Source organism: Sphingomonas sp. DBB INV C78 (assembly GCF_042693015.1).
Lineage (GTDB): Bacteria > Pseudomonadota > Alphaproteobacteria > Sphingomonadales > Sphingomonadaceae > Sphingomonas_E.
The window spans coordinates 1,729,022-1,748,284 of record NZ_CP170544.1 but is presented as its reverse complement, the minus strand read 5'-3'; the positions used below and the strand labels follow the sequence as shown (position 1 = coordinate 1,748,284).

At 63.8% G+C, this 19,263-nt stretch carries 21 protein-coding genes and 2 tRNA genes; 9 read left to right on the top strand and 14 right to left on the bottom strand.

Annotation, left to right across the window (positions count from 1 at the left end):
- Positions 1-86 precede the first annotated feature (86 nt).
- From ACFB49_RS08420 to ACFB49_RS08395, 6 genes are all read right to left on the bottom strand, one after another.
- Positions 87-163 (bottom strand) — tRNA-Arg (locus ACFB49_RS08420).
- An 85-nt stretch (positions 164-248) separates the two neighbouring features.
- On the bottom strand, positions 249-641 hold the full coding sequence (locus ACFB49_RS08415) for a hypothetical protein (protein ID WP_380878378.1): 393 nt from the start codon (positions 639-641) through the stop codon (positions 249-251).
- 39 nt (positions 642-680) lie between these two features.
- Positions 681-1,343 (bottom strand): endonuclease III, encoded by a 663-nt coding sequence (gene nth, locus ACFB49_RS08410; RefSeq protein ID WP_380878375.1) that lies wholly within the window; start codon positions 1,341-1,343, stop codon positions 681-683.
- A 7-nt stretch (positions 1,344-1,350) separates the two neighbouring features.
- Positions 1,351-2,118, bottom strand: a complete 768-nt coding sequence (gene dapB, locus ACFB49_RS08405) for a 4-hydroxy-tetrahydrodipicolinate reductase (protein ID WP_380878372.1) — start codon at positions 2,116-2,118, stop codon at positions 1,351-1,353.
- Positions 2,119-3,001: 883 nt separating this feature from the next.
- Complete coding sequence (locus tag ACFB49_RS08400; RefSeq protein ID WP_380879859.1) at positions 3,002-3,322, bottom strand: GIY-YIG nuclease family protein; 321 nt, start codon at positions 3,320-3,322, stop codon at positions 3,002-3,004.
- A 380-nt stretch (positions 3,323-3,702) separates the two neighbouring features.
- Positions 3,703-4,548: a hypothetical protein gene (locus ACFB49_RS08395; protein WP_380878369.1), complete on the bottom strand. Its 846-nt coding sequence runs from the start codon at positions 4,546-4,548 to the stop codon at positions 3,703-3,705.
- On the opposite strand from ACFB49_RS08395, the gene ACFB49_RS08390 reads away from it, so the two are divergent.
- From ACFB49_RS08390 to ACFB49_RS08365, 6 genes are all read left to right on the top strand, one after another.
- Entirely contained in the window at positions 4,523-5,023 is a 501-nt protein-coding gene (locus ACFB49_RS08390) for a LytTR family DNA-binding domain-containing protein (RefSeq protein WP_380878367.1), read from the top strand. The genes ACFB49_RS08395 and ACFB49_RS08390 overlap by 26 nt on opposite strands.
- A 269-nt stretch (positions 5,024-5,292) precedes the next feature.
- Complete coding sequence (locus ACFB49_RS08385) at positions 5,293-6,255, top strand: transporter (protein WP_380878365.1); 963 nt, start codon at positions 5,293-5,295, stop codon at positions 6,253-6,255.
- A gap of 149 nt (positions 6,256-6,404) precedes the next feature.
- Positions 6,405-6,953 (top strand): hypothetical protein, encoded by a 549-nt coding sequence (locus ACFB49_RS08380; protein ID WP_380878362.1) that lies wholly within the window; start codon positions 6,405-6,407, stop codon positions 6,951-6,953.
- Between the two features lie 24 nt (positions 6,954-6,977).
- On the top strand, positions 6,978-7,988 hold the full coding sequence (locus ACFB49_RS08375; RefSeq protein WP_380878359.1) for a hypothetical protein: 1,011 nt from the start codon (positions 6,978-6,980) through the stop codon (positions 7,986-7,988).
- Between the two features lie 11 nt (positions 7,989-7,999).
- A complete protein-coding gene (locus ACFB49_RS08370; RefSeq protein WP_380878356.1) occupies positions 8,000-9,331 on the top strand; it encodes a Dyp-type peroxidase in 1,332 nt (443 codons plus the stop codon).
- Positions 9,332-9,333: 2 nt separating this feature from the next.
- Complete coding sequence (locus tag ACFB49_RS08365; protein ID WP_380878353.1) at positions 9,334-10,746, top strand: dihydrolipoyl dehydrogenase family protein; 1,413 nt, start codon at positions 9,334-9,336, stop codon at positions 10,744-10,746.
- Positions 10,747-11,683: 937 nt separating this feature from the next.
- On the opposite strand, the gene ACFB49_RS08360 is transcribed toward ACFB49_RS08365, so the two are convergent.
- Positions 11,684-12,019, bottom strand: coding sequence for a DUF6481 family protein (locus ACFB49_RS08360; RefSeq protein ID WP_380878351.1), 336 nt, complete (start codon positions 12,017-12,019; stop codon positions 11,684-11,686).
- 164 nt (positions 12,020-12,183) lie between these two features.
- Here ACFB49_RS08360 and ACFB49_RS08355 point away from each other — a divergent pair, with 164 nt between their 5' ends.
- Both ACFB49_RS08355 and ACFB49_RS08350 read left to right on the top strand, forming a co-directional pair.
- The gene (locus tag ACFB49_RS08355; protein ID WP_380878348.1) at positions 12,184-12,855 is read left to right on the top strand and encodes a spermidine synthase; all 672 of its coding nucleotides are present in this window, start codon (positions 12,184-12,186) and stop codon (positions 12,853-12,855) included.
- A gap of 92 nt (positions 12,856-12,947) precedes the next feature.
- The gene (locus ACFB49_RS08350; RefSeq protein ID WP_380878346.1) at positions 12,948-13,100 is read left to right on the top strand and encodes a hypothetical protein; all 153 of its coding nucleotides are present in this window, start codon (positions 12,948-12,950) and stop codon (positions 13,098-13,100) included.
- 182 nt (positions 13,101-13,282) lie between these two features.
- On the opposite strand, the gene ACFB49_RS08345 is transcribed toward ACFB49_RS08350, so the two are convergent.
- The 3 genes from ACFB49_RS08345 to ACFB49_RS08335 are packed head-to-tail and all read right to left on the bottom strand — an operon-like array spanning position 13,283 to position 15,213.
- Positions 13,283-13,915 (bottom strand): glutathione S-transferase, encoded by a 633-nt coding sequence (locus ACFB49_RS08345; RefSeq protein WP_380878343.1) that lies wholly within the window; start codon positions 13,913-13,915, stop codon positions 13,283-13,285.
- Positions 13,905-14,861, bottom strand: a complete 957-nt coding sequence (locus ACFB49_RS08340; RefSeq protein ID WP_380878340.1) for a rhodanese-related sulfurtransferase — start codon at positions 14,859-14,861, stop codon at positions 13,905-13,907. Before ACFB49_RS08340 ends, ACFB49_RS08345 begins: the two co-directional genes overlap by 11 nt.
- 13 nt (positions 14,862-14,874) lie before the next feature.
- A complete protein-coding gene (locus tag ACFB49_RS08335; protein WP_380878338.1) occupies positions 14,875-15,213 on the bottom strand; it encodes a hypothetical protein in 339 nt (112 codons plus the stop codon).
- A gap of 111 nt (positions 15,214-15,324) precedes the next feature.
- On the opposite strand from ACFB49_RS08335, the gene ACFB49_RS08330 reads away from it, so the two are divergent.
- The gene (locus tag ACFB49_RS08330; protein ID WP_380878335.1) at positions 15,325-15,684 is read left to right on the top strand and encodes a hypothetical protein; all 360 of its coding nucleotides are present in this window, start codon (positions 15,325-15,327) and stop codon (positions 15,682-15,684) included.
- Between the two features lie 184 nt (positions 15,685-15,868).
- Here ACFB49_RS08330 and ACFB49_RS08325 read toward each other — a convergent pair.
- From ACFB49_RS08325 to ACFB49_RS08310, 4 genes are all read right to left on the bottom strand, one after another.
- Positions 15,869-15,942, bottom strand: a tRNA-Cys gene (locus tag ACFB49_RS08325).
- A gap of 69 nt (positions 15,943-16,011) precedes the next feature.
- Positions 16,012-17,172: an iron-containing alcohol dehydrogenase gene (locus tag ACFB49_RS08320; RefSeq protein ID WP_380878332.1), complete on the bottom strand. Its 1,161-nt coding sequence runs from the start codon at positions 17,170-17,172 to the stop codon at positions 16,012-16,014.
- A gap of 119 nt (positions 17,173-17,291) precedes the next feature.
- Complete coding sequence (locus ACFB49_RS08315) at positions 17,292-17,987, bottom strand: hypothetical protein (RefSeq protein WP_380878330.1); 696 nt, start codon at positions 17,985-17,987, stop codon at positions 17,292-17,294.
- Positions 17,987-19,195: a toxic anion resistance protein gene (locus tag ACFB49_RS08310; protein WP_380878327.1), complete on the bottom strand. Its 1,209-nt coding sequence runs from the start codon at positions 19,193-19,195 to the stop codon at positions 17,987-17,989. Before ACFB49_RS08310 ends, ACFB49_RS08315 begins: the two co-directional genes overlap by 1 nt.
- Positions 19,196-19,263 lie beyond the last annotated feature (68 nt).

Genomic DNA, 19,263 nt, shown 5'->3' with positions numbered 1-19,263 from the left:
CCGCGGCGTGACGTGCTCTCACTGCAAGACCCAAAGAATGATCGCTGCACAGCACGCCGCAAAATCTCGGCGTTTCTTGGAGAAAATGGCGCACCCGACAGGATTCGAACCTGTGGCCTCTGCCTTCGGAGGGCAGCGCTCTATCCAGCTGAGCTACGGGTGCGTGGCCTGCGCGGTTAGCAAAGGCCCGCGGGGCGCGCCAGCCCAAATCGGCGGGGCCGAGGAGAAATCGGCAATGCAGCGGGCGCTTACTTCGCCGCTTCCTTCTTTTCCATTTCCTGGAACTGGCCGAGCCCGCAGCTCGCGCCGCGGCTCAGGCCGCCGGCATCCTGCAGCACGGTGATGATGTCGGTCGAACAGAGCTCGCTGAGCGAGGTCTTGTAGGCGAAACGCTCCTCGAACCCCAGCGACGGACAGCTATGGGGGAGCGTGTTGCGGTAGATCTTGCCGCCGCGCATGTAGAAATCGATCGTGCTGTCATCACGCACGCGGGTTTCGCGGATCTGGATGATCTGGACGCAGCTTTCCGGCTTGGCATCGGCCTTGGCAGCGAGGTTGTCCGCCTTCTGCCGGGCGATGGCGGCGCCGGGCAGCGCGACCGCGGCGATCAGGGCGGCGGTGAGCATGGCCTTGGTCTTCATCTCGAAATCTCCTGTCCCGACAGGATTTTGACGGAGCCGTCAGGCGGCGGCCTTGGCTGTCCCGGCCGGCGGTGGCGTCTTCGGCTTGAACACGCACAGATCGGCAACGGGGCAGCGCCAGCATTCCGGGCGGCGTGCCTTGCAGATATATCGGCCGTGCAGGATTAACCAGTGGTGAGCGCCGCGGCGGAAGGGCTGGGGCGTCACCTTTTCCAGCTTCAGTTCGACGGCGAGCACCGTCTTGCCCTTGGCGAGGCCGGTGCGGTTGCCGACCCGGAAGATGTGGGTGTCGACCGCGAAGGTTTCCTCGCCGAAGGCGGTGTTGAGGACGACATTGGCGGTCTTGCGGCCGACGCCGGGAAGCTCCTCCAGCGCAAGCCGATCGCGCGGCACCTCACCGCCATATTTGTCGACGAGGATGCGAGCGGCGGCGATGACGTTCTTGGCCTTGGTGTTGAACAGGCCGATCGTCTTGATGTGCTCTTTCAGGCCCTCTTCGCCGAGATCGAGCATCGCCTGGGGATTGTCGACTTCGGCGAACAGGCGGCGGGTGGCTTTGTTGACGCCGACGTCCGTCGCCTGGGCGGAAAGCGCTACGGCCACCAACAAGGTATAGGGATTGGTATATTCGAGCTCGGTTTCCGGCGACGGATTGGCCTCGGCCAGCCGCCGGTAGAATTCGAATATCTCGTCGCGCTTCATGGCGGCGTCAGAGGCCCAGCACGTCATTCATCGTGTAGCGGCCGGCGGGCTTGCCGGCGAGCCACAGCGCGGCCTTGACTGCGCCGCTGGCGAAGATCGCGCGGCTTTCGGCGCGGTGGCCGAGTTCGATCCGTTCGCCTTCGCCAGCGAACACGACCTGATGATCCCCGGCGACCGACCCGCCGCGCAGCACCGCAAAGCCGATCGCGCCCTCGGGGCGTTCCCCGGTGATGCCGTCGCGGCTGCGGACGGCGACATCGGCGAGCGCGACTTGCCGACCCGCGGCGGCCGACTGGCCTAGCAGGATGCCGGTGCCGGAAGGGGCGTCGACCTTGTGGCGGTGGTGCATCTCGACGACCTCGATGTCCCAATCCGTTCCAAGGCGCGCTGCCGTTTCGCGGACGAGATGGGCGAGCAGGTTGACGCCGAGCGAAGTGTTGAATGCCTGGAGGACGGCGACGGACTTTGCCGCTTCGTCGATCAGGGCATGATGTTCGGGCGCGAGACCGGTGGTGCCGATGACGATCGGCGTGCCCACGGCGGCCGCGGCGTCGAGATGGGCAGCAAGGGCGGCGGGCGACGAGAAATCGACCATCACGTCGCTCGCGGCGGCAAGCTCGGTCGGGCTGGCAAGCAGGGGCACATCGCCGAGTGCTTCGGGTGCGGTGCCGGGCCGATCGATGCCGCCCGAAACGCAAGCATCGACATCCTCCACCGCGGCCGCGATCGCCCGCCCCATGCGTCCGCCCGCGCCGATGATGCCGATCCTCGTCATGCCCGTCTCCCGTTCGATCCGCGCCTATTGGGCGAGGAGGGGGCGGGAGGCAATGGGATGTTCCTTTTAGGCTGTTCTCCGCAAGGGACGAAGTTGAGGAAGTTGAGGGTTGTGTGTGCTTTTTGCGATCCCTGGCGCCAGATGCGTCGCCGAAGCGACGGTAAGGCGACACCCGCGCGACAAGGGCGCGGCACCGGTGCGACGGCCGCGCAACACCGGCGCGACCATGACGAGACAGTGGCACGTCGGGTGCGCACCGATGACGCATCGCTGACGTGCCGGCAATGCGACGGTGCCGCGCCGGGAGAGTCGCTCGCGAGAGGGCTGGGGCAGGGCGGGGAGCCTGCCTGCCGGGAAGGAGCGTGCTGTTCCATCGACGAGTTTAGAACAGATAAAGTCCTACATTGAAAGGCTTCGGGGTGAGGCGATGGGCCATCGGGTGTTGGAGATGAAGGCCTGATCTTGTGTCTCGACACGTCCGCTTGCGTGATCCGGACGGGCGAATGTGGACTGTCGGGACACGCGACATTGCGGACATCCATCCCCTTTCCGTCACCCCGGACTTGTTCCGGGGTCCACCGCCAAGCTGGGCGAATTCCTAACGGTTCAGGTCTGGGCAGCGTCGCCTGATTCTAGATGCAGCGCCGGCACTCGATCATCAATGCCAGTGCGTGCGTAACGGTGGACCCCGGAACAAGTCCGGGGTGACGAAAAGGTGGTGTCCGCAATCCCCGACTTTCCAGCTGTACCGGGCTGGCCTTCGCCCCACCTAATTCCTGACTGTCCGGAATCGGCGTGTCGCCGCAACCTCTATAACGACCGAAAAGTCGGGGGGAGGGGATATCCGCTCTTCGTCACCCCGGACTTGTTCCGGGGTCCACCGTCACGCGGGCGACGCGGCCAGAGGTTCCAACCCGAACGCTACAGCCAGATCATTCCATGAGGGATTGTCCCGTTCGATCAGGTTCCGTTTCCAGTCCCGCCGCCAGCGCTTGATCTGCTTCTCGCGCAGGATCGCAGCCTCCATCGTGCCTGCCGCCTCCCAATAGACCAGGCATTTGATGCCATATCGCTTGGTGAAGCCGTCAAACATGCCTTCACGATGCTGGGCGACATGGCGAAGGAGATCGAAGGTTACGCCGACATACAGCGTTCCGTTAACGGAGCTGGCGAGGATGTAGACGCAAGGCTGTCGCTCGATCATCGACATCAATGAGTGCCGCACGGTGGACCCCGGAACACGTCCGGGGTGACGAGGGGAGTTCGTATCGTCGACGGCGTCCGCTATGTCGCGTGTCCCGACAGGCAGGAATTTCCCGGCGACGAGCTGGAACAAGGTTTGAAAAATCCAGACCGCCCGCAACCCAAACCACCATTGGCACTACCCCGTGTCGTGACAGGCATGGACCCCAGCCTACGCTGGGTGACGGTCGCGAGGCGTGAGGTGTCCATCCGAATGCAGCGACATTGGACTCGGGCCGACCTTCAGGCTTTGAGGGGCGCCACCGCCGCTGCAGCCGCAGTGCGGTCGTCGTCGGGCGAAAGGCGGACCTTCGCTCGCCAACTACCCACTTGCCCGCGTGGTTACTCTCTGCGCGCACTTCCCCGGTCCGGCCGCTTTTGCGCTATCATCTCGAACCTCTGACCGCCGTGGTAGCTGACGATGCCGCACATCCGCTTGCCATCGGATGCGAGAGAGCCGTCGAAGCGAACATCCCCCTCGCGTGATGCGACGATCATCGCCACGGTCTGGCCGTCGGACTTGAGACTGCGAACCACCACCACACCGGGTGTCAGCGCGAGCGATCCTCCCAGCGCTGCACCTGACATGCCCACGGATAGCAGGCCGAAGCTGGGAACACCTCCCACATCCATGACGACGTCCCACAAACCCGAGAGTTCGGGCGGCTGGCCTGGCTTCGTGATCGAGGCAGGGCATTCGAAACGCATGTTCACGGTCTCGCTTGCTGCCGCCGGAACAGCTGTAAATGCCAATGCCAAGCCAGCGATAATCCGATTCATTGCTTTCTCCCTGTCACCATTGCGACGTTTGTGCTCGCCGGTTGGATGGTTGCGATGCCGGTCGACAACGGGGAAAGTCGTGAATAGCCTTCGATATTTCGCGACCGGTGGGCCGATGCAATTGGCGATGCGTGAATGGCGGATGATGGGGAAGTGGCGGGTGCCGATAAGCGCCGTCGCTTTTGGTGCGCTGCTTGGCGTGATGGGGCCATTCGGATCGCAAACATCGCTCAGCCCGGCGGTGCGATATGCTTTCTGGATGGTCATTGCGCTCGCCGGCTTTGGAGCCGCTATTGCCGCCAGTCGAGTGATTTCATCCACTGCGCCGGGTACGAGAACGGCAACACGGATCGTCGCAATAGCAGTTGTATCCGCAGTGCCCATGACGTTCTTTGTGGCCTGGTCCATGGGGGTGGTCCGACCCGGCAGAATGTTCAGCCCTCTACAACTGCTCGGGTTGTTCCCGTACGTGGCGCTGGTCCAGTTGCTGATTGCCCGCGTCCTGTCTCCACACGAGCAGACGGCTGTGGCTGCACCCGTGGAAGAACAGCCGGCCGCCGCACCGGAATATCCGCCCGAGTTCGTGGCGAAGCTTCCGGCCGCTTTGCGCCGGGATATACTCGCCCTTGAAGCCGAGGATCATTATTTGCGCGTGCACACGCTCCACGGCTCGGCGCTGGTCCTGATGCGGCTGGCGGACGCGGCGGCGATCATCGATCCCCGGCTGGGCCTGCGCGTGCACCGTAGCTGGTGGGTGGCCAAAGACGGTGTTCGCGCTGTGGAAAGAACGCCCGGACGAGCAATTGCCCGGCTGGTCGATGACACAACCGTTCCGATCAGCAGGACATATTTGCCGGCCGCACGGGCAGTTTTGACGGATTAGCTTTATCGAAGCGACGTGTTTTGCCGGGGCGAACCGTCAGATTGTAGGTTTGATCCTGTATTTCCGACACGAATCTTCGGCTCCCGCCCATTTTTCCGACATTCGCGGGGTTATTGTTCACGCCCGGATGCTGAGGGGCAGGGCGAGACGCTTGGATAGCTCAGGGTATCGCCTGATTGAGGCGGAGGGTGACGCAAACTAGCATCGCTCGGGTGGTGGTGCTTCGTCACAATTTGTGACTCGCCCCGATTGAATGTGGGGCAACAGAGATGATTGCGTCGACCCCTGAAATTGAGACGAGACGCAGTGCATTGGTCGCCGGCTTGCTTGCCGTGATCGGCTCCATCCTGATCGCGGCAATGCCTGCAATGGCGCAGGACGACGGCGCCCGGCTCTACATGCTTATACCCGACAAGACGACGATCACCTCGGTCCGCTACCACCGGATGCACAGCAACCTCGCCGTCGATCCGGGGAATATCGCGGAGGGCGATCATCTCGACACCGATCTGGTGGTCTTCCAGTTCGTTCAGACGCTGAAGATCGCCGGCGGGCAATCGTCGGTCTTCTTCGTTCTGCCGGTCAGCCGCATCGAGCCCGATTTCGTGCAGCCCGGCCCGGATGCGGTGGATAAGGTTTCGGGGCTGGGCGACGCGCAGCTCGGCTTCGTGCTCGGTGTTCACGGCACGCCGGCGCTGGAACTCGCGGCCTATGCCGATCATCCGCCCGGCCTTGCGGTCAACCTGCTTGGCAAAATCTTCTTCCCGACGGGCAAATATAGCGCGGGGCGATCGATCAATGTCGGCGCCAATCGTTGGGCGCTGCGGCTGGGCGTGCCGATGGTCTATGCCATTGGCGATCGCATGGCCGACCCGCATCTGACGACGATCGAGATCATGCCGACCGTCACTTTCTTCGGCCGCAACGACGATCCCTTCGGCGCCGACAGCAGCAAGCAGAAGCCGCTGTTCATCCTCGAAGGCCATCTGACCCGCGGCGTCACGCCCGATTTCTGGGCTTCGCTTGATCTGCTCTGGCGGCGGGGCGGCGAGGGGACGGTGGATGGGGTCGACGCCGACAATTTTCAGCGCGCTTTGTCGCTGGGCGCCACCGGGACGTTCGCGCTGGCGAAGAACGCCTCGCTGCGGGTGAGCTATGGCGGGGTGGTCGATCGCAACGCGCATGGCCCCAATGGCTGGATCTTCCGAACCATCCTCGGCTTCACCTTCTGACGACGGCATAGGTAGTGCCTCGGGCCTCGTTTCGGGAGTTTAATGGCAACCTCTCGGGGGTTTCCCCGATTGTTCCTTTCCTGCCCGAGGCGGAGGATCGGCGCGCATTTCCATTCCTTTGCGGCCCCCTCAAACCGAGGACATTCTCCATGCATGATGCGCCCGTCTGGTCGAAGCCCGCGGCTGCCGTGATCCCCAAGCATGACGAGAATTGGGAGGTCGGGAAATATGGCCCGATCTGGCCGCGGACACCGGCCTGCTACGGCTTCACGATCATCGCCAAGGTGAAGGAGGGGCGGGCCGAGACGATCCGCGGCTATGGCGCGAATCTCGCCAAGGCGCTCGAGACCGAGCCCTATCTGCTGGCGCCGCTCAAGCTGCATTATCTGCGCTGGGTGCTGTTCGATGACGATACCCGCTTCATGTACCAGGGCATCTTCGACACCGATTTCGACAAATATACCGAGGACGCGATCGAGCTGTTCAAGAAATCGGGCGTCGACACAGTCTTCGAGAATCTCGAAGGCTTCCCGTTGGACTGGAAGACCAATCCCGACGCCTTCGTGAAGTTCGTGCGCGAGCATCAGGCACCGAGCTTCATCGAATATGGCGAATATCCGTTCGTCACCGCCGACGAGATCAAGAGCGCGCTCGCGGTGAAGGCGGCCTTCTCCCAGATGATCGAGCATATGCAATAGCGGCCCTTGCAGGAGCTGATGGCGATGAAAGAGCCGGCCCGCACCTACAATCAGAACCATGTCGCGCGCGCCTGGTCCGCCGATCGCAACCGGGTGAGCATCTATGTTTCCTGGAGCTATCCGGGCGAGGCTGGACGCGATGTATCGCAACTCGACAATCGCTTTTCGACGATGACCGAGGTGCGCCGGGTCGCCTGGCCCGCTTATGGCGAGCCCCGCTTCGCCGATCCCCTGTTCTTCCAGCAGGGGATTGCCGGGGCGCTGGAACTGTTCTTCTGGGCGTGGCTTCCCTTCCAGAAACTCGTCGGCGAGATCAGCGGCCATGTCGTTCCCGTCTTCCAGCGGGTCGACCAGGCCGGGTTCCAGTTGCCGCTGGATGAGCGGGTGCTGGACGATGTCGACACGCTGTTCGTGTTCGGTCTCGACCATGACATCACCGGCCAGCAAGCCAGCGATGCCGAGATCGAGGCAGTGCGGGAATTCCTCAAGCGACCGGGCACGCGGCTGGTGATCGGACCGCACCATGATGTCGGCGCGGACGACAGCGTCGAGATCCGCGCGATGGAATATGTGCATCATGGCGATCCGCTGGTGCCGCGGCAGCAGCGCTTTGGCCAATATACAAGGTCGCTGCTGGCGGGGCTCGGCATCCCTGTCATCAACCGCTATGCCCTGCGCCCGCTGCGAGACCCGGAAACGAAGAAGATCGCACCGCTCAGCATCGCGCGCGATTTCGACACGAAGGGTTGGCTGGCTGGCGTCGAGAATTTCAACTTCCACCAGCACATGCCGCATTATGTGGTTGAGCCAGGCAGCGAGACGGCGGTGCATGTGCTCGCCAGGCAGCCGATCGACCTTTCCCACCCTCATCCGCTCACACAAGCGGGCGAGCGCGAGTTCAACGCCTTCCTCTGGGTGCCGCCGGCCGGCGACCGCGCCGGCGACGTGATGATCGCCGATTCCACATTGTTCAGTTCGCTCTTCGGTGTCGACGAGAGCGTGCAGCGCTTCTGGACGAACATCGTCGGCGTTTGACGGAGACGAACATGGTCGCGGACGAGACGGCGCTTGACCTGCACGACATCCAGGCAGGCGTGCTGCGGCCGCGGCCGACGCCTTATGCGGCGACTTATATCCTGTTCCGCATCGACGATCCCGTCGCTGGGCGGCACATGATCGGCCGGCTCGCGGAGGTCGTTTCTCCTGCTGCCGGTAGCGAAGCGGCGATCGACAGGGCCGTCAGCGTTGCGCTCACTTTTGCGGGCCTCAAGGCGTTGGGCGTGCCACAGGCATCGCTCGACAGCTTCGCGTGGGAGTTCCAGCAGGGCATGGTGGCGCGCGCGTCCGCTCTGGGGGATGTCGGGGAAAGCGCGCCCGACCATTGGGAAAAGCCGCTGGGCACGGCGGACGTGCATGTGGTGCTGGTCGTCACTGCGCGCGACCAGGCGATGCTTGAGGCCGCGCTGGATCGCGTCCGTCCGGCTTTCGAACAGCTTGCCGGCGTCGTCCCGATCTGGCGGCAGGATTGTCATGCCTTGCCGAACGAGAAGGAGCCCTTCGGCTTTCGCGACGGCATCAGTCACCCCGGCGTGGAGGGCAGCGGCATCCCCGGATCGAACCCGTTGGAGGCGCCGCTCAAGGCCGGCGAATTCGTGCTCGGCTATCGCGACGAGATGGGCGGCTTCCCGCCGATGCCCGAGCCGGCGGCGCTGGGGCGCAACGGGACCTATGTCGTCTTCCGCAAGCTGCATCAGCGCGTCGCCGAATTCCGGCGCTTCCTGAAGGCCAGCGCCGCCGACGCTGCCGAGGAGGAATGGATTGCGGCCAAGATGATGGGCCGCTGGCGGAGCGGTGCTCCGCTCGCGCTCTGCCCGCTTCACGACGATCCAGAGCTCGGCGCCGATGCCAGCCGTAGCAACACGTTCCTGTTCCAGAAGGACGATCCCGTCGGCTATGCCACGCCGCGAGGATCGCACTGCCGCCGGATGAACCCGCGTGACACGCCGGTCGCAGGCGAGGTGCGCCTCCACCGGATGATCCGCCGCGGCACGGCCTATGGCCCGCTGCTGCCCGAAGGCGTGCTGGAGGATGATGGCAAGGATCGCGGGCTGATGTTCGCCTTCGTCGGCTCGCATCTCAAACGGCAGTTCGAGTTCGTCCAGTCGGAATGGATCAATGACGGGGTTTTCCTCGGCCTCGAAAACGCCCGTGATCCGGTTACCGGTTCGCCTGATGGCGACGGCAGCTTCTCCATCCCCCGCAAGCCCATCCCGAAGCGGTTGCGCGGCCTCTCCCGTTTCGTTGTCACCCGCGGCGGCGAATATTGCTTCATGCCGAGCCTCACCGCGCTCCGCTGGCTGGCCGCGCCGGAGGGCTAGCGATGGCCGCCGGCAGCTTCGACATGGTCGTCATCGGCGCAGGCCCGGCGGGCGCCTTCGCCGCGCTGCGGGCCGCCAGCCTCGGCGCCCGGACCGCGCTGGTGACGAACGGCGCGCTGGGCGGGATGGCAGCCAATGACGGGCCGATCCCGGTGCGAACCCTGGCCCATGCCGCGCGCCTCGTTCGGGACGCGCGTGGGCTCGGCCGATACGGCATAGCGGGCTGCGATCCGGTACTGGATTATCCCCGCTTGCTCCAGCGGGTGGCCGAGGTGGTGGAGGAAACCGGCCGGCACTCTACGCTCCGTCCCCAGCTTGATGCCGCCGGCGTCACGATCCTGGAAAATGTCGGGCCCGCGCGCTTCAAAAGCGAGCATGTGATCGCGATGGCGGACGGACGTCGCCTTCAGTGTGGGCAGGCGATCGTCTGCACCGGCGGCGTCCACCGTAGCTTGCCCATCCCCGGCTTCGATCTGACCGCGACGCACAGCGATGCCTGGGGCCTGCAAAGCGTGCCGGAATCCATGCTGATCGTGGGCGGCGGCGCCACGGGGTTGCAGGTCGCCTCCGTCTTCAACGCCTTCGGCACGCGGATCGACCTGTTCGAGGCGCACGACCGCATCCTGCGCACCGAGGACGAGGATGTGGCAGTCGCCGTCGAACAAGGCTTCCGCGCGCGCGGCATCACCATCCACAGCGGCTTCGGCGTGATCGACTGCTTCGAGAAAGTGGCCGATGGCGTGGCGATGCATTTTTCGCGGGACGGCCAAGCCTTCGTGGCGCAAGCGGCGCTTATCGTCACCGCTCTTGGATGGGTGGCACAGACCGAAGCGCTCGATCTCGCGGCGGCCGGCGTTGCGATAAATGCGCGCGGCTTCATTCAGGTCGACGGTCAACTCCGCACCACGGCGCCCGGCATCTATGCGGCCGGCGACGTCACCGGCCGGTTGATGTTGGCGCCCCAGGCGATTCAGGATGGCATCAGGGCCGCCACCAACGCGCTGTCGTCCACGCCTTCCCCTCAGCCGGCCGCCGTCAATCCGATGGGTAGTTTCACCGATCCGGAATATGCGCAGGTCGGCCTGACCGAAGCGCAGGCCCGCGACGGCCATGAGGTGGAAGTGGCGCTTGTCCGCTTCGACGAAACGACGCGCCCCATCATCGACGGCCGGACGGAAGGTTTTTGCAAGCTCATCGCCGATCCCGCGACGGGCCGGATGCTTGGCTGCCATATCGTCGGCGAGCGCGCCGTGGATACCGTGCAGATCGCCGCCGTCGCCATGGCCGCCAGCATGACGGTTAGCGATTTCGCCCGGATTCCACTGGCCTTTCCTACCTATGCCGGCGCGCTGGCGCGTGCCGCCACGACACTGGACACGCGGATGCAGGTGACCGCTGCCCAGACAAGGGCATAATTCCCAGCCTGATCCGGTTTTTCGATTTTCAGGCAAGACGGCGTGATCGCACCGGCCGCCATCAAGCTCAGAAAATGAGAAATTCCGAACTCAGCGCATTCTGTCGCGCACAGGGTGACTAGGCAGAAGCTGCCCACATGCCGCCATCGCGACCAGGTTTGGGTTGCCCAATACGTGCCGTCTCGTCACCCGGGTGAGCGCGCTCTAGTCCAGTGATCGCGGAAGTCCCGCTGGATCGGCAGGCCTGGTCCCCGTGAACCGGTCCAGTTCGGCGAGCAAATCCGCAAAGTCCCCGGAATCCTCGGGAAGTGGAAAATGCCGTGTAAACGCTTGTCCCAGCGCATCGAGATCGCGTTGAGACAGTAGGCCTATGGCCACCGGTCGGTCACGGTCGGTCATGAAAATCCAACGCTCGCATCAATTGAAAGTGCCGGCGTGATCCGATCAATGTTCGAATTTTTATTCAGAACTTGTTTGCCGTGCGAAACAAGATCGACCGGTGCGCGCGACGGAATAGGTGGTATGAGGGAAAGATCGGAGGCGCAACATGATCGACGATGATAGTGAACCATTTCGTTGGGTAATCGGACGAGTCATCGTTCCACTTATTTGTGCCATTCTTGCTATGTTGGTCGGATTTTATTTCAAGAACGCCTGAGTGAGACGTCGATCGCGATCTTCGTAAGCCTTTCATCGCTGCCGAAACGGAGATCCCACCGGTAGAATCAGGTCGAGCCTCTGGTTTCGCTCGGGAGCGCTCATGACCTGGATCGAATCCTACCGCGCCCAAGCGGCCTCGCAACGCGAGGCGGCCGCAAAAACTAACCTGCCCAACCGTCGAATGACGCATGAACGGTCCGCGATGACTAGGGAGCTATGGCCGACCGTGCGGAAGACAACGCGGTTCGCACCCAGGCGATGCGCAGCTATGTCTGGATCAGCGTTTCGCGACCCGTGCCTTGCGGGCCGCGTAGCGTGCGTCGCGCGCAGCCTTTCGCTCCGCTTCGGTCATCGCCGGGCCCTCGGTTTCCTGCTGCGCGGCTTTTTCGCTAGCGCGGGCCTTCCGAGTGGCCTTCTCAAGTTCCAGCGCCGCACGCTTTTCCTCGCGCGCCTTTGCCTGGGCTGCCTCTCGGGCGACACGTACAGCCTGCCGCTCGGCAAGGGCCGCTTCGTCCACCGGCGGCTTAGCCCGGAGTTTGTCGAGCGCCGCCTGTTTCGCTTTGGCCGAGAGCGCTGCTCTCTCCTGGAAGGTCGGCTGTTTGAATGACGGCATTTAGGGTCGATATCCTGAATTGCGAAAAAGGGGTGCGTTTCGCGAATAGAGCGTGGATAGGGCCGCCACCGTGATTCGCCTACGGCCGATGGCGCACGCCTGTCGCGAGCCTCTACTCGCTTCCAATACGATTCCCCAAGGGGAATCCCCTTACCGGAGCTCATATGAAACCTCGCGAACTGATCGACACGGCGCAAATTCCGGGCGGCGACGAGCTTCGGCTGTTTCGCCGCGGCGCCGATTTCATGATCGTGCTCGACCGCAACGAACTCATGAGCAGTCGCATGAGCGGATCGGAGGAAGCCCTCGCCACGATGACCTGTGATCGACTGGGGAGACGGAGGGCGCCCCACATGCTCATCGGTGGCTATGGGATGGGATTTACGCTGCGTGCAGCGCTGGAAAAGCTCGACAAGCAGGCAAGAGTGACGGTCGCCGAACTGGTCCCGGAAATCATCGAATGGGCGCGAGGGCCGATGGCGGCACTGACCGCCGGGTGCCTTGATGATCCGCGCGTGACGCTGTGCGCGCGCGATGTCGCGATGGTGATTGCCGAAGGCGAAGGCATTTATGATGCGATCCTGCTCGATGTCGATAATGGGCCGGACGGTCTCGTCCGCCTCGCCAACGATCGGCTCTACACGCTTTCCGGGCTGGCGTCGGCCAAGGCTGCGCTCAAGCCAGGCGGTGTGCTCGCCATCTGGTCGGCCGGATCAGACGCGACTTTTACGCGGAGGCTTGGCAGCGCGGGCTTCTCGGTCGAGGAGGTCGCCGTCAAGGCGCGCAGCAACGGCAAGGGGCCGCGGCACGTGATATGGTTTGCCATCAAGAAATGACGGTTCGCATTTGATCGGGCCACTGTGGCAGGCCGTTCGCTATGGCCAGGCGGGCAGGTGCGGCCCGGAAGTCGCTAGTATAGGATGGGCTGATGACCGACTCTCCCGATGAAACGATCGTCCAGACGCCCGACGGGCCCATGACCTGGGCCGAGTGGAAGAAAAAGCATCCGATTCAGACGCCCTCCCGTCGCACCAAGGGCAAGGATCTACCGAACAAGGTAAAAAGCCGCACGCAGGATTGAGCATGTGATCCTGTTGGTTGTGGGCCTTCAACGACAGACCTCTTTGAAAATTTCTGCCGCGCGCGGCCCGAGTCGAGCGCGCGAGCTATCGCCGACCAGTCCGACTGCCGGCCGGCTTGCGACTGGCTGATAGCGGATATCCATTGATGTGAGGACGGGCATCGTCGGCGGCCAAAACTTCGTCAGTGCGCCGGGAATAGCAGCGGAGCATCACCCGGCCGCCACGGTTCGATGCGAACCATAATCTCGCCGAACAATATGGATTGAAGATGGTCGCGGAGCCATGCCTGCAGGCCGGGTAGCGGCTGCGCGTCGAACCAGGTGCGATCGGTTTCGGCGAATTGGCGCACGAAGGGGAAAATCGCAATATCGGTGATGCCGCGCGCGTCTCCACAGAGGTTGCGCCGCGCAGCAAGGCGCGCTTCGAGCACTTCGAGCAGCGCCAGTCCCGCAGCGCGATGCTCGACCGGGTCCGAGGCATGGCGTTCGGGATATTTGTAGCGATCGAGGTGGTGCTTGAACGGGCCGTCATTGGCTTCGATCAGCGCGCGGTCTTCGCGCTCCAGCCACCCTTCCGGATCGTTGTGTGCCAGCGACCAGCGCATGATCGCCAGACTTTCCTCAATCACGCCGCCATCGGGGCGCACGAGCACCGGCACCGTCGCCTTGGGAGACGCAGCGATCAGCTCCTTGGGCTTGTGCGAGAGCTTCACCTCGCGAATGAAGCAGGCCGTGCCGCTGATCAGCAGCGCCATGCGGGCGCGCATGGCATAGGGGCAGCGCCGGAAGCTGTAGAGGATCGGCTTATCCGTCACGCCGATCCGACAGGCGGACGCCGATATGCGACGTGCCGCGCGCCTTGGCGAGATGTTCCTGCCGGTCGCGTTCGGCATAGCCCGCACGCTGCTCGTCCGTGCGGGTCGCATGACAGGCGGGACAGCTTACCCCGGACACGTAGAGCGGCGAGGCCTGATCCGCTTCGCTGACCGGCCGGCGGCAACCGCGGCACAGCACATGGGTTCCGGCTTCGAGGCCATGGCCGACCGCGACGCGCTCGTCGAACACGAAGCATTCCCCTTCCCACAGGCTTTGCTCGGCAGGAACTGTTTCCAGATATTTCAGGATGCCGCCCTGGAGGTGATAGACCTCGTCCAGCCCTTCGGCCTTCAGGAAGGCGGTCGATTTCTCGCACCGAATGCCGCCGGTGCAGAACATCGCTATCTTCAGCCGATCGGTGCTGCCCAGCAGCCGGTCGCGCTCGGCGCGGAACCAGGCGGGAAAATCGCGGAAGCTGGCGGTCTTTGGATCGATCGCGCCGGCAAAGCTGCCGATCGCGACCTCATAATCGTTGCGGGTGTCGATCACGATCGTGCCCGGATCGCTGATCAGGGCGTTCCAGTCTTCCGGCGCCACATAGTGCCCGACCCCGGTGAGCGGATCGATCCCGGGCTGACCCATCGTCACGATCTCGCGCTTCACCCGCACTTTCATGCGATGGAACGGCATCGTCTCCGCCGCCGAATACTTTACCTCCAGTTCGGCGAAACCCGGCAAGCCACGGATGAATGTCAGGACCGTCGCAATCGCATGGTCCGACCCGGCGATCGTGCCGTTGATCCCTTCGCCGGCGAGCAGCAGCGTGCCCTTCAATCCCGCGCTGCAGCACAGGCTCGCCAGTTCGCGGCGGACGGCGTCGCAGTCGTCCAGCCGGGCGAACTTGTAAAGCGCGGCCACGCGAATAAGGGAGGGTGAACTGGCCAAGGCAGCAGATCCTTCAGCGTTGCTTCTTGGCAATGGTTGCCGTGAAGTCCGGATCCTTGTTCGCTACCCAATCCACGAATTTGCGCACGTTCGGATTATCCAGCAGGCCCGCCACCTCCATCCCGTGGCGCTGAAGTTCGGAATTGGTGAAATTGGCGATCAGCGTCTGCTGGCAGATCGAGTGCATCGGCACGACATCGCGGCCGCCGCGGCTCTTGGGCACAGGATGATGCCAGACAATGGTCTTGCCGGTCGGCCTGCCACAAAGCCAGCAGAGCACGGGCGCCGCCGGCGCCTCGTCTTCTTGCGGAAGATGGTCATATGGATCGTATTTCGAACTTTTGCGGGCCATGTGTCGATCTAGCTGCCTTGATTTCGCTGAGCCTATAGCGACACGAACAGCCGTATCACATGCGCAAATTCATGGCGCCGGCCTTTGGCACGAACCAACCGGGAAAGAGCGATGACAGATCCGACGAAACCGTGGGATGCAGAACTGGTCCGCAAATGGCTTGCGCGTCGTTTCGAGGTGTCGCGGCTTGATCAGGCTGCGGCGGACAGACGCGGCTATGAGGCGCGGGACGACTATGACAAGGCCGCTGCCGAGGAATGGGCTTGCCGCGCGCTAAAGGACAGCGCTTGCACAAGCGATCAAGCGGCCTTCGCCACGCGCATCAAGGAACTCGTCAGCCAGGACGACTATCAGGCGGCGAGCACCTATGACGACACGCGGTTCCAACGGCATGTCCGCACATATCTCAGGAAACTGGCCAAGATGACCAAGGCGAATGAAGGGTTCGAGAAAAGCTTGCGACACCAGTGATGGGTGGAGTGCCGCTGCCGGCATGCTAAGGGCATGACAAGCCTCATACGTGCGGCCGCGGCGGCGCCGCCGAAATCGACGGTTTCAAATAGCGTTTCACGAGAATTGCACAGCCGCGATGCCGGGCCTAATCGGCCCGATCCTTCAAGCGGCGAAAATTCATTGATCTAAAAGCGTTTGCATTTGGAGGCCCGAGCCGGAATCGAACCGGCGTGCAAGGATTTGCAGTCCTCTGCGTAACCACTCCGCCATCGGGCCTCGAAGCGGAGCCGGCGGGATAGGGGGCGGGACGGCGGCCGTCAAGCGGCCGTTGCACCTGTTTGCGGATCAGCCCCAGACGCGGGCGTAGAGGTCAGCCATTTCGGACGCGTCGGGCACCCGCGGATTGTTGGCGGGGGAGCCGGAGGCGAGCGCCTGTTCGCACATCAGCGGCACCAGCCCCGCCCAGCGATCCGCGTCAATGCCCCATGCGGCCGGCCCCGGCACGTCGAGATCCATGTTGAGCTGCGCCAGTTCGTCCACCAGCCGCGCGACGGCGGACTGATCGCCTTCGCGATCGTCGGCCACGCCCATGGCGCGGGCGCAGGTGGCATAGCGGACGACAGCCGCCGGGGCCGACCAGGCGGTGATGGTGGGCAGCAGCATCGCGTTGGAAAGGCCGTGGGGCACATGAAAATGCGCGCCGATCGGGCGGCTCATGCCGTGGACCAAAGCGACCGAGGCGTTGGAGAAGGCGATGCCGGCCTGGGTCGCGCCCAGCATCATCGCTTCCCGCGCCGGCAGATCGTTGGGATCGGCGCAGACGCGGCGGAGATTGGGGGCGATCGCCTGCATCGCCAACAGCGCCATGCCATCGCTGAACGGGTTGGCGCGGCGCGACACATAGGCCTCGATCGCATGGGTAAGCGAATCGATGCCGGTGTCCGCGGTCAGGCGTCGCGGCTTGGTAAGCGTGAGCTCATAATCGACCAAAGCGGCCACCGGCAGATAGGCAAGGCCGGGGCAGAGCATCTTCTCGTCGGTCGTCTCATCGGTGATGATGGTGAAGCGCGTCGCTTCCGATCCGGTGCCGGCGGTCGTGGGGATGGCGATGATCGGTAGGCCGGGCTCGTCCTGGACATGCGGCGCCTTGTAGCCCGCCATCGTGCCGCCATGCTTGCCGAGCAGGGCGATGGCCTTGGCGCTGTCGAGCGGGCTGCCGCCGCCAAAGCCAATTACGCAATCGTGATCGGCTTCGCGGAGAAAGGCGACGCCAGCGTCGATCGACGCCACGGTCGGGTCCGGCACGGTATCGGCGAAGATGCGGGCGGAAATGCCGGCTGTCGCAAGATCATCCCGAAGCCGATCGGCCCAACCCTGACCAACTAGAAACTGGTCGGTGACGATCAAGGGACGCGAGAGGCCGAGCTGGCCAAGCACTTCGCCCGCCAGCCGCGAAGCACCGCCGCCGATGCGCAGGATGCGGGGCAGGGCGATCGATGCGGTCATCTGGCGATCCTAACTTTTCCGTTCGTGTCGAGCGAAGTCGAGACACGTTGTGCGGCGCTTGGGGCACGTCCCTCGACTGCGCTCGGGACGAACGGAAGATATAACAGAAGGCGGCGCTCTTACTCGCCGTCGCCGCGATATTTGAGTTCGAGGAAGCGGCCTTGCGTGGCGAGGCGATGGAGATCGCCGGAGGCAAGCTGTTCGGTCATGCGAGCAAGTTCGCTTTCGACCACCTCAAGCCCTTCGACGAGCTGCCGGTCGGGCGACTTGCCGTTGCGGTCTTCGCGCCGGAGCGATTGCGGGACGCGCTGATAGCCGTTGACCAGTTCGGGCAACTCCTCGCCGATCAGCTTGCGGATCTCGACTGCGGCGGGTTCCGCCGGGTTGAGCGTGGCGAGTTGCGGGGCCAGTGCCTCCAGCCGGACACCGATGCCGTCGGCCAGCCGTTGGGCGGGAGCGGGAAGCGCCGGACGTTGCTTTTCAAGCCATTGTTCGGTCTGGAGCGGCAGGGCCTTGATGTCGACCTGAACCAAAGTCTCGGCGGTCGGCTCTGCCGCGGACGGCCAGAACAGGATGACGAATGCCACGAACATCGCGACCAGCCCGGCGAGGAAGCCGGGGAAGCTGATGTTGAGCGCGGTGAGCACGCCCGCGGCGATCATCACCGCCAGCACCGCCATGATCGCGATCTTGATCCGCCGCCAGCGGGCCGCGCGGCGACGCTTGCGCGCGCGCATCTTCATCCGCTGAGCCTCTGGCGAGACGCGGCGGAGCAGAGCTTCCGCTTGTTCGAGGACGCGGCTGGATTCGACCATCAGCGATCGACCGGAGCGAAGGGATCGGCCGGCTGGCCGTGGGTGATCTGCGCCTTGGCCGCGCCTTCGGCACGAGCGATGTAGCCGCGCGACTTTTCGACCTCGTCGGTGAGCGTGTTCACGGTCTGCTTCATCGACGACAGCGCTTCGAGCTTGAATTTATCGATGCTGTCCATCGTGTCGTAGATGTTCTGGAAGGCGCGCTGCAGCGTTTCGAGCGGGATGGTGGAGGCCGCGGCCTGCTTGTGGATCTCGCCCGTTTGCGTGCGCAACAGCTCGCCCGTGGATTCGATCATGCCCGCGGTGGTGGTGTTGAGCGCGGTGATCTGCTGCAGAACGAGTTTCTGGTTGGTCAGCGCCTGCGCCACGGTGACGGCGGTGCGGAGGGCGGCGACGGTGGTGGTCGACGCGCGATCGACGCCCTTCACCAGCTCGACATTGTTCTTCTTGACGAGATCGAGCGCGAGATAGCCCTGCACGGTGACCGCCATCTGCGTCAGCAGATCGGTCGAGCGCTGGCGGACGTAGAAGAGCGCGGTTTCGCGGATCGCCTTGGACTTGGCGGGATCGGTCGCTTCCAGATCCATCGCCCGGCCTTCGAGCTTGGCATCGAGCGCCTTGGAGACGTGGATCATCTGTTCCAGCCGGCCCATCGCGGCCCACAGATTCTGCCGTTCGACGTCGATCGCGGCATTGTCCTTGAGCAGTTCGTCCTTGCCGCCGGCCAGCCGCGCGAGGATCGACGAGATATGGCTTTGCGCGGATTTATAGCCGTCGAAATAGTTGCGCATCTTGTTGCCGAACGGGATGATCCCGAACAGCTTCTTGGGCGCGAGCAGATTGCCCTGCTTGCCGGGATCGAGATCCTCGATCGTGCGGCGCAGTTCGGCAAGGTCGGTGCCGACGCCCGTATCCTTGTCCATCGCTTTGACTGGGCGATCGAGGAAGCGGTTGGACTGCCCTGCGGCTTCCGCAATCTCGCGCCGGCCCATATTGGTGATCTGATCGACCTTCATCCCGAATTCGGGGCTGTTCGCGTCGAGCGCGGCCAGTTCGTCGACGAATGCCTCCGCTTTTTCTTCGAGCGCGGAACGCTGTTCATCGCGCAGTGGCACCAGCCCTGCAGCCTTTTCAGGCGATACGACCTTCACGGGCTCCGGCGCGGTCAGCACCAGATTGCCTTCGGTTTCGGTCGTCGTCGTCGCCATGCAGGTCCTCCCAACCTTCGGATGCTCGCCAAGATGGAGGGGAAAGCCTCGCGGTTCAAGCACGACGC

Coding starts and splice junctions, on each gene's coding strand:
- ACFB49_RS08400 (WP_380879859.1), bottom strand. CDS start 3,322: ATGATCGAGCGACAGCCTTGCGTCTACATCCTCGCCAGCTCCGTTAAC.
- ACFB49_RS08385 (WP_380878365.1), top strand. CDS start 5,293: ATGATTGCGTCGACCCCTGAAATTGAGACGAGACGCAGTGCATTGGTC.
- ACFB49_RS08330 (WP_380878335.1), top strand. CDS start 15,325: ATGACAGATCCGACGAAACCGTGGGATGCAGAACTGGTCCGCAAATGG.
- ACFB49_RS08355 (WP_380878348.1), top strand. CDS start 12,184: ATGAAACCTCGCGAACTGATCGACACGGCGCAAATTCCGGGCGGCGAC.
- ACFB49_RS08370 (WP_380878356.1), top strand. CDS start 8,000: ATGGTCGCGGACGAGACGGCGCTTGACCTGCACGACATCCAGGCAGGC.
- ACFB49_RS08365 (WP_380878353.1), top strand. CDS start 9,334: ATGGCCGCCGGCAGCTTCGACATGGTCGTCATCGGCGCAGGCCCGGCG.
- ACFB49_RS08415 (WP_380878378.1), bottom strand. CDS start 641: ATGAAGACCAAGGCCATGCTCACCGCCGCCCTGATCGCCGCGGTCGCG.
- nth (WP_380878375.1), bottom strand. CDS start 1,343: ATGAAGCGCGACGAGATATTCGAATTCTACCGGCGGCTGGCCGAGGCC.
- ACFB49_RS08390 (WP_380878367.1), top strand. CDS start 4,523: ATGACGTTCTTTGTGGCCTGGTCCATGGGGGTGGTCCGACCCGGCAGA.
- ACFB49_RS08310 (WP_380878327.1), bottom strand. CDS start 19,195: ATGGCGACGACGACGACCGAAACCGAAGGCAATCTGGTGCTGACCGCG.
- ACFB49_RS08360 (WP_380878351.1), bottom strand. CDS start 12,019: ATGCCGTCATTCAAACAGCCGACCTTCCAGGAGAGAGCAGCGCTCTCG.
- ACFB49_RS08395 (WP_380878369.1), bottom strand. CDS start 4,548: ATGGACCAGGCCACAAAGAACGTCATGGGCACTGCGGATACAACTGCT.
- ACFB49_RS08350 (WP_380878346.1), top strand. CDS start 12,948: ATGACCGACTCTCCCGATGAAACGATCGTCCAGACGCCCGACGGGCCC.
- dapB (WP_380878372.1), bottom strand. CDS start 2,118: ATGACGAGGATCGGCATCATCGGCGCGGGCGGACGCATGGGGCGGGCG.
- ACFB49_RS08320 (WP_380878332.1), bottom strand. CDS start 17,172: ATGACCGCATCGATCGCCCTGCCCCGCATCCTGCGCATCGGCGGCGGT.
- ACFB49_RS08335 (WP_380878338.1), bottom strand. CDS start 15,213: ATGGCCCGCAAAAGTTCGAAATACGATCCATATGACCATCTTCCGCAA.
- ACFB49_RS08380 (WP_380878362.1), top strand. CDS start 6,405: ATGCATGATGCGCCCGTCTGGTCGAAGCCCGCGGCTGCCGTGATCCCC.
- ACFB49_RS08375 (WP_380878359.1), top strand. CDS start 6,978: ATGAAAGAGCCGGCCCGCACCTACAATCAGAACCATGTCGCGCGCGCC.
- ACFB49_RS08315 (WP_380878330.1), bottom strand. CDS start 17,987: ATGGTCGAATCCAGCCGCGTCCTCGAACAAGCGGAAGCTCTGCTCCGC.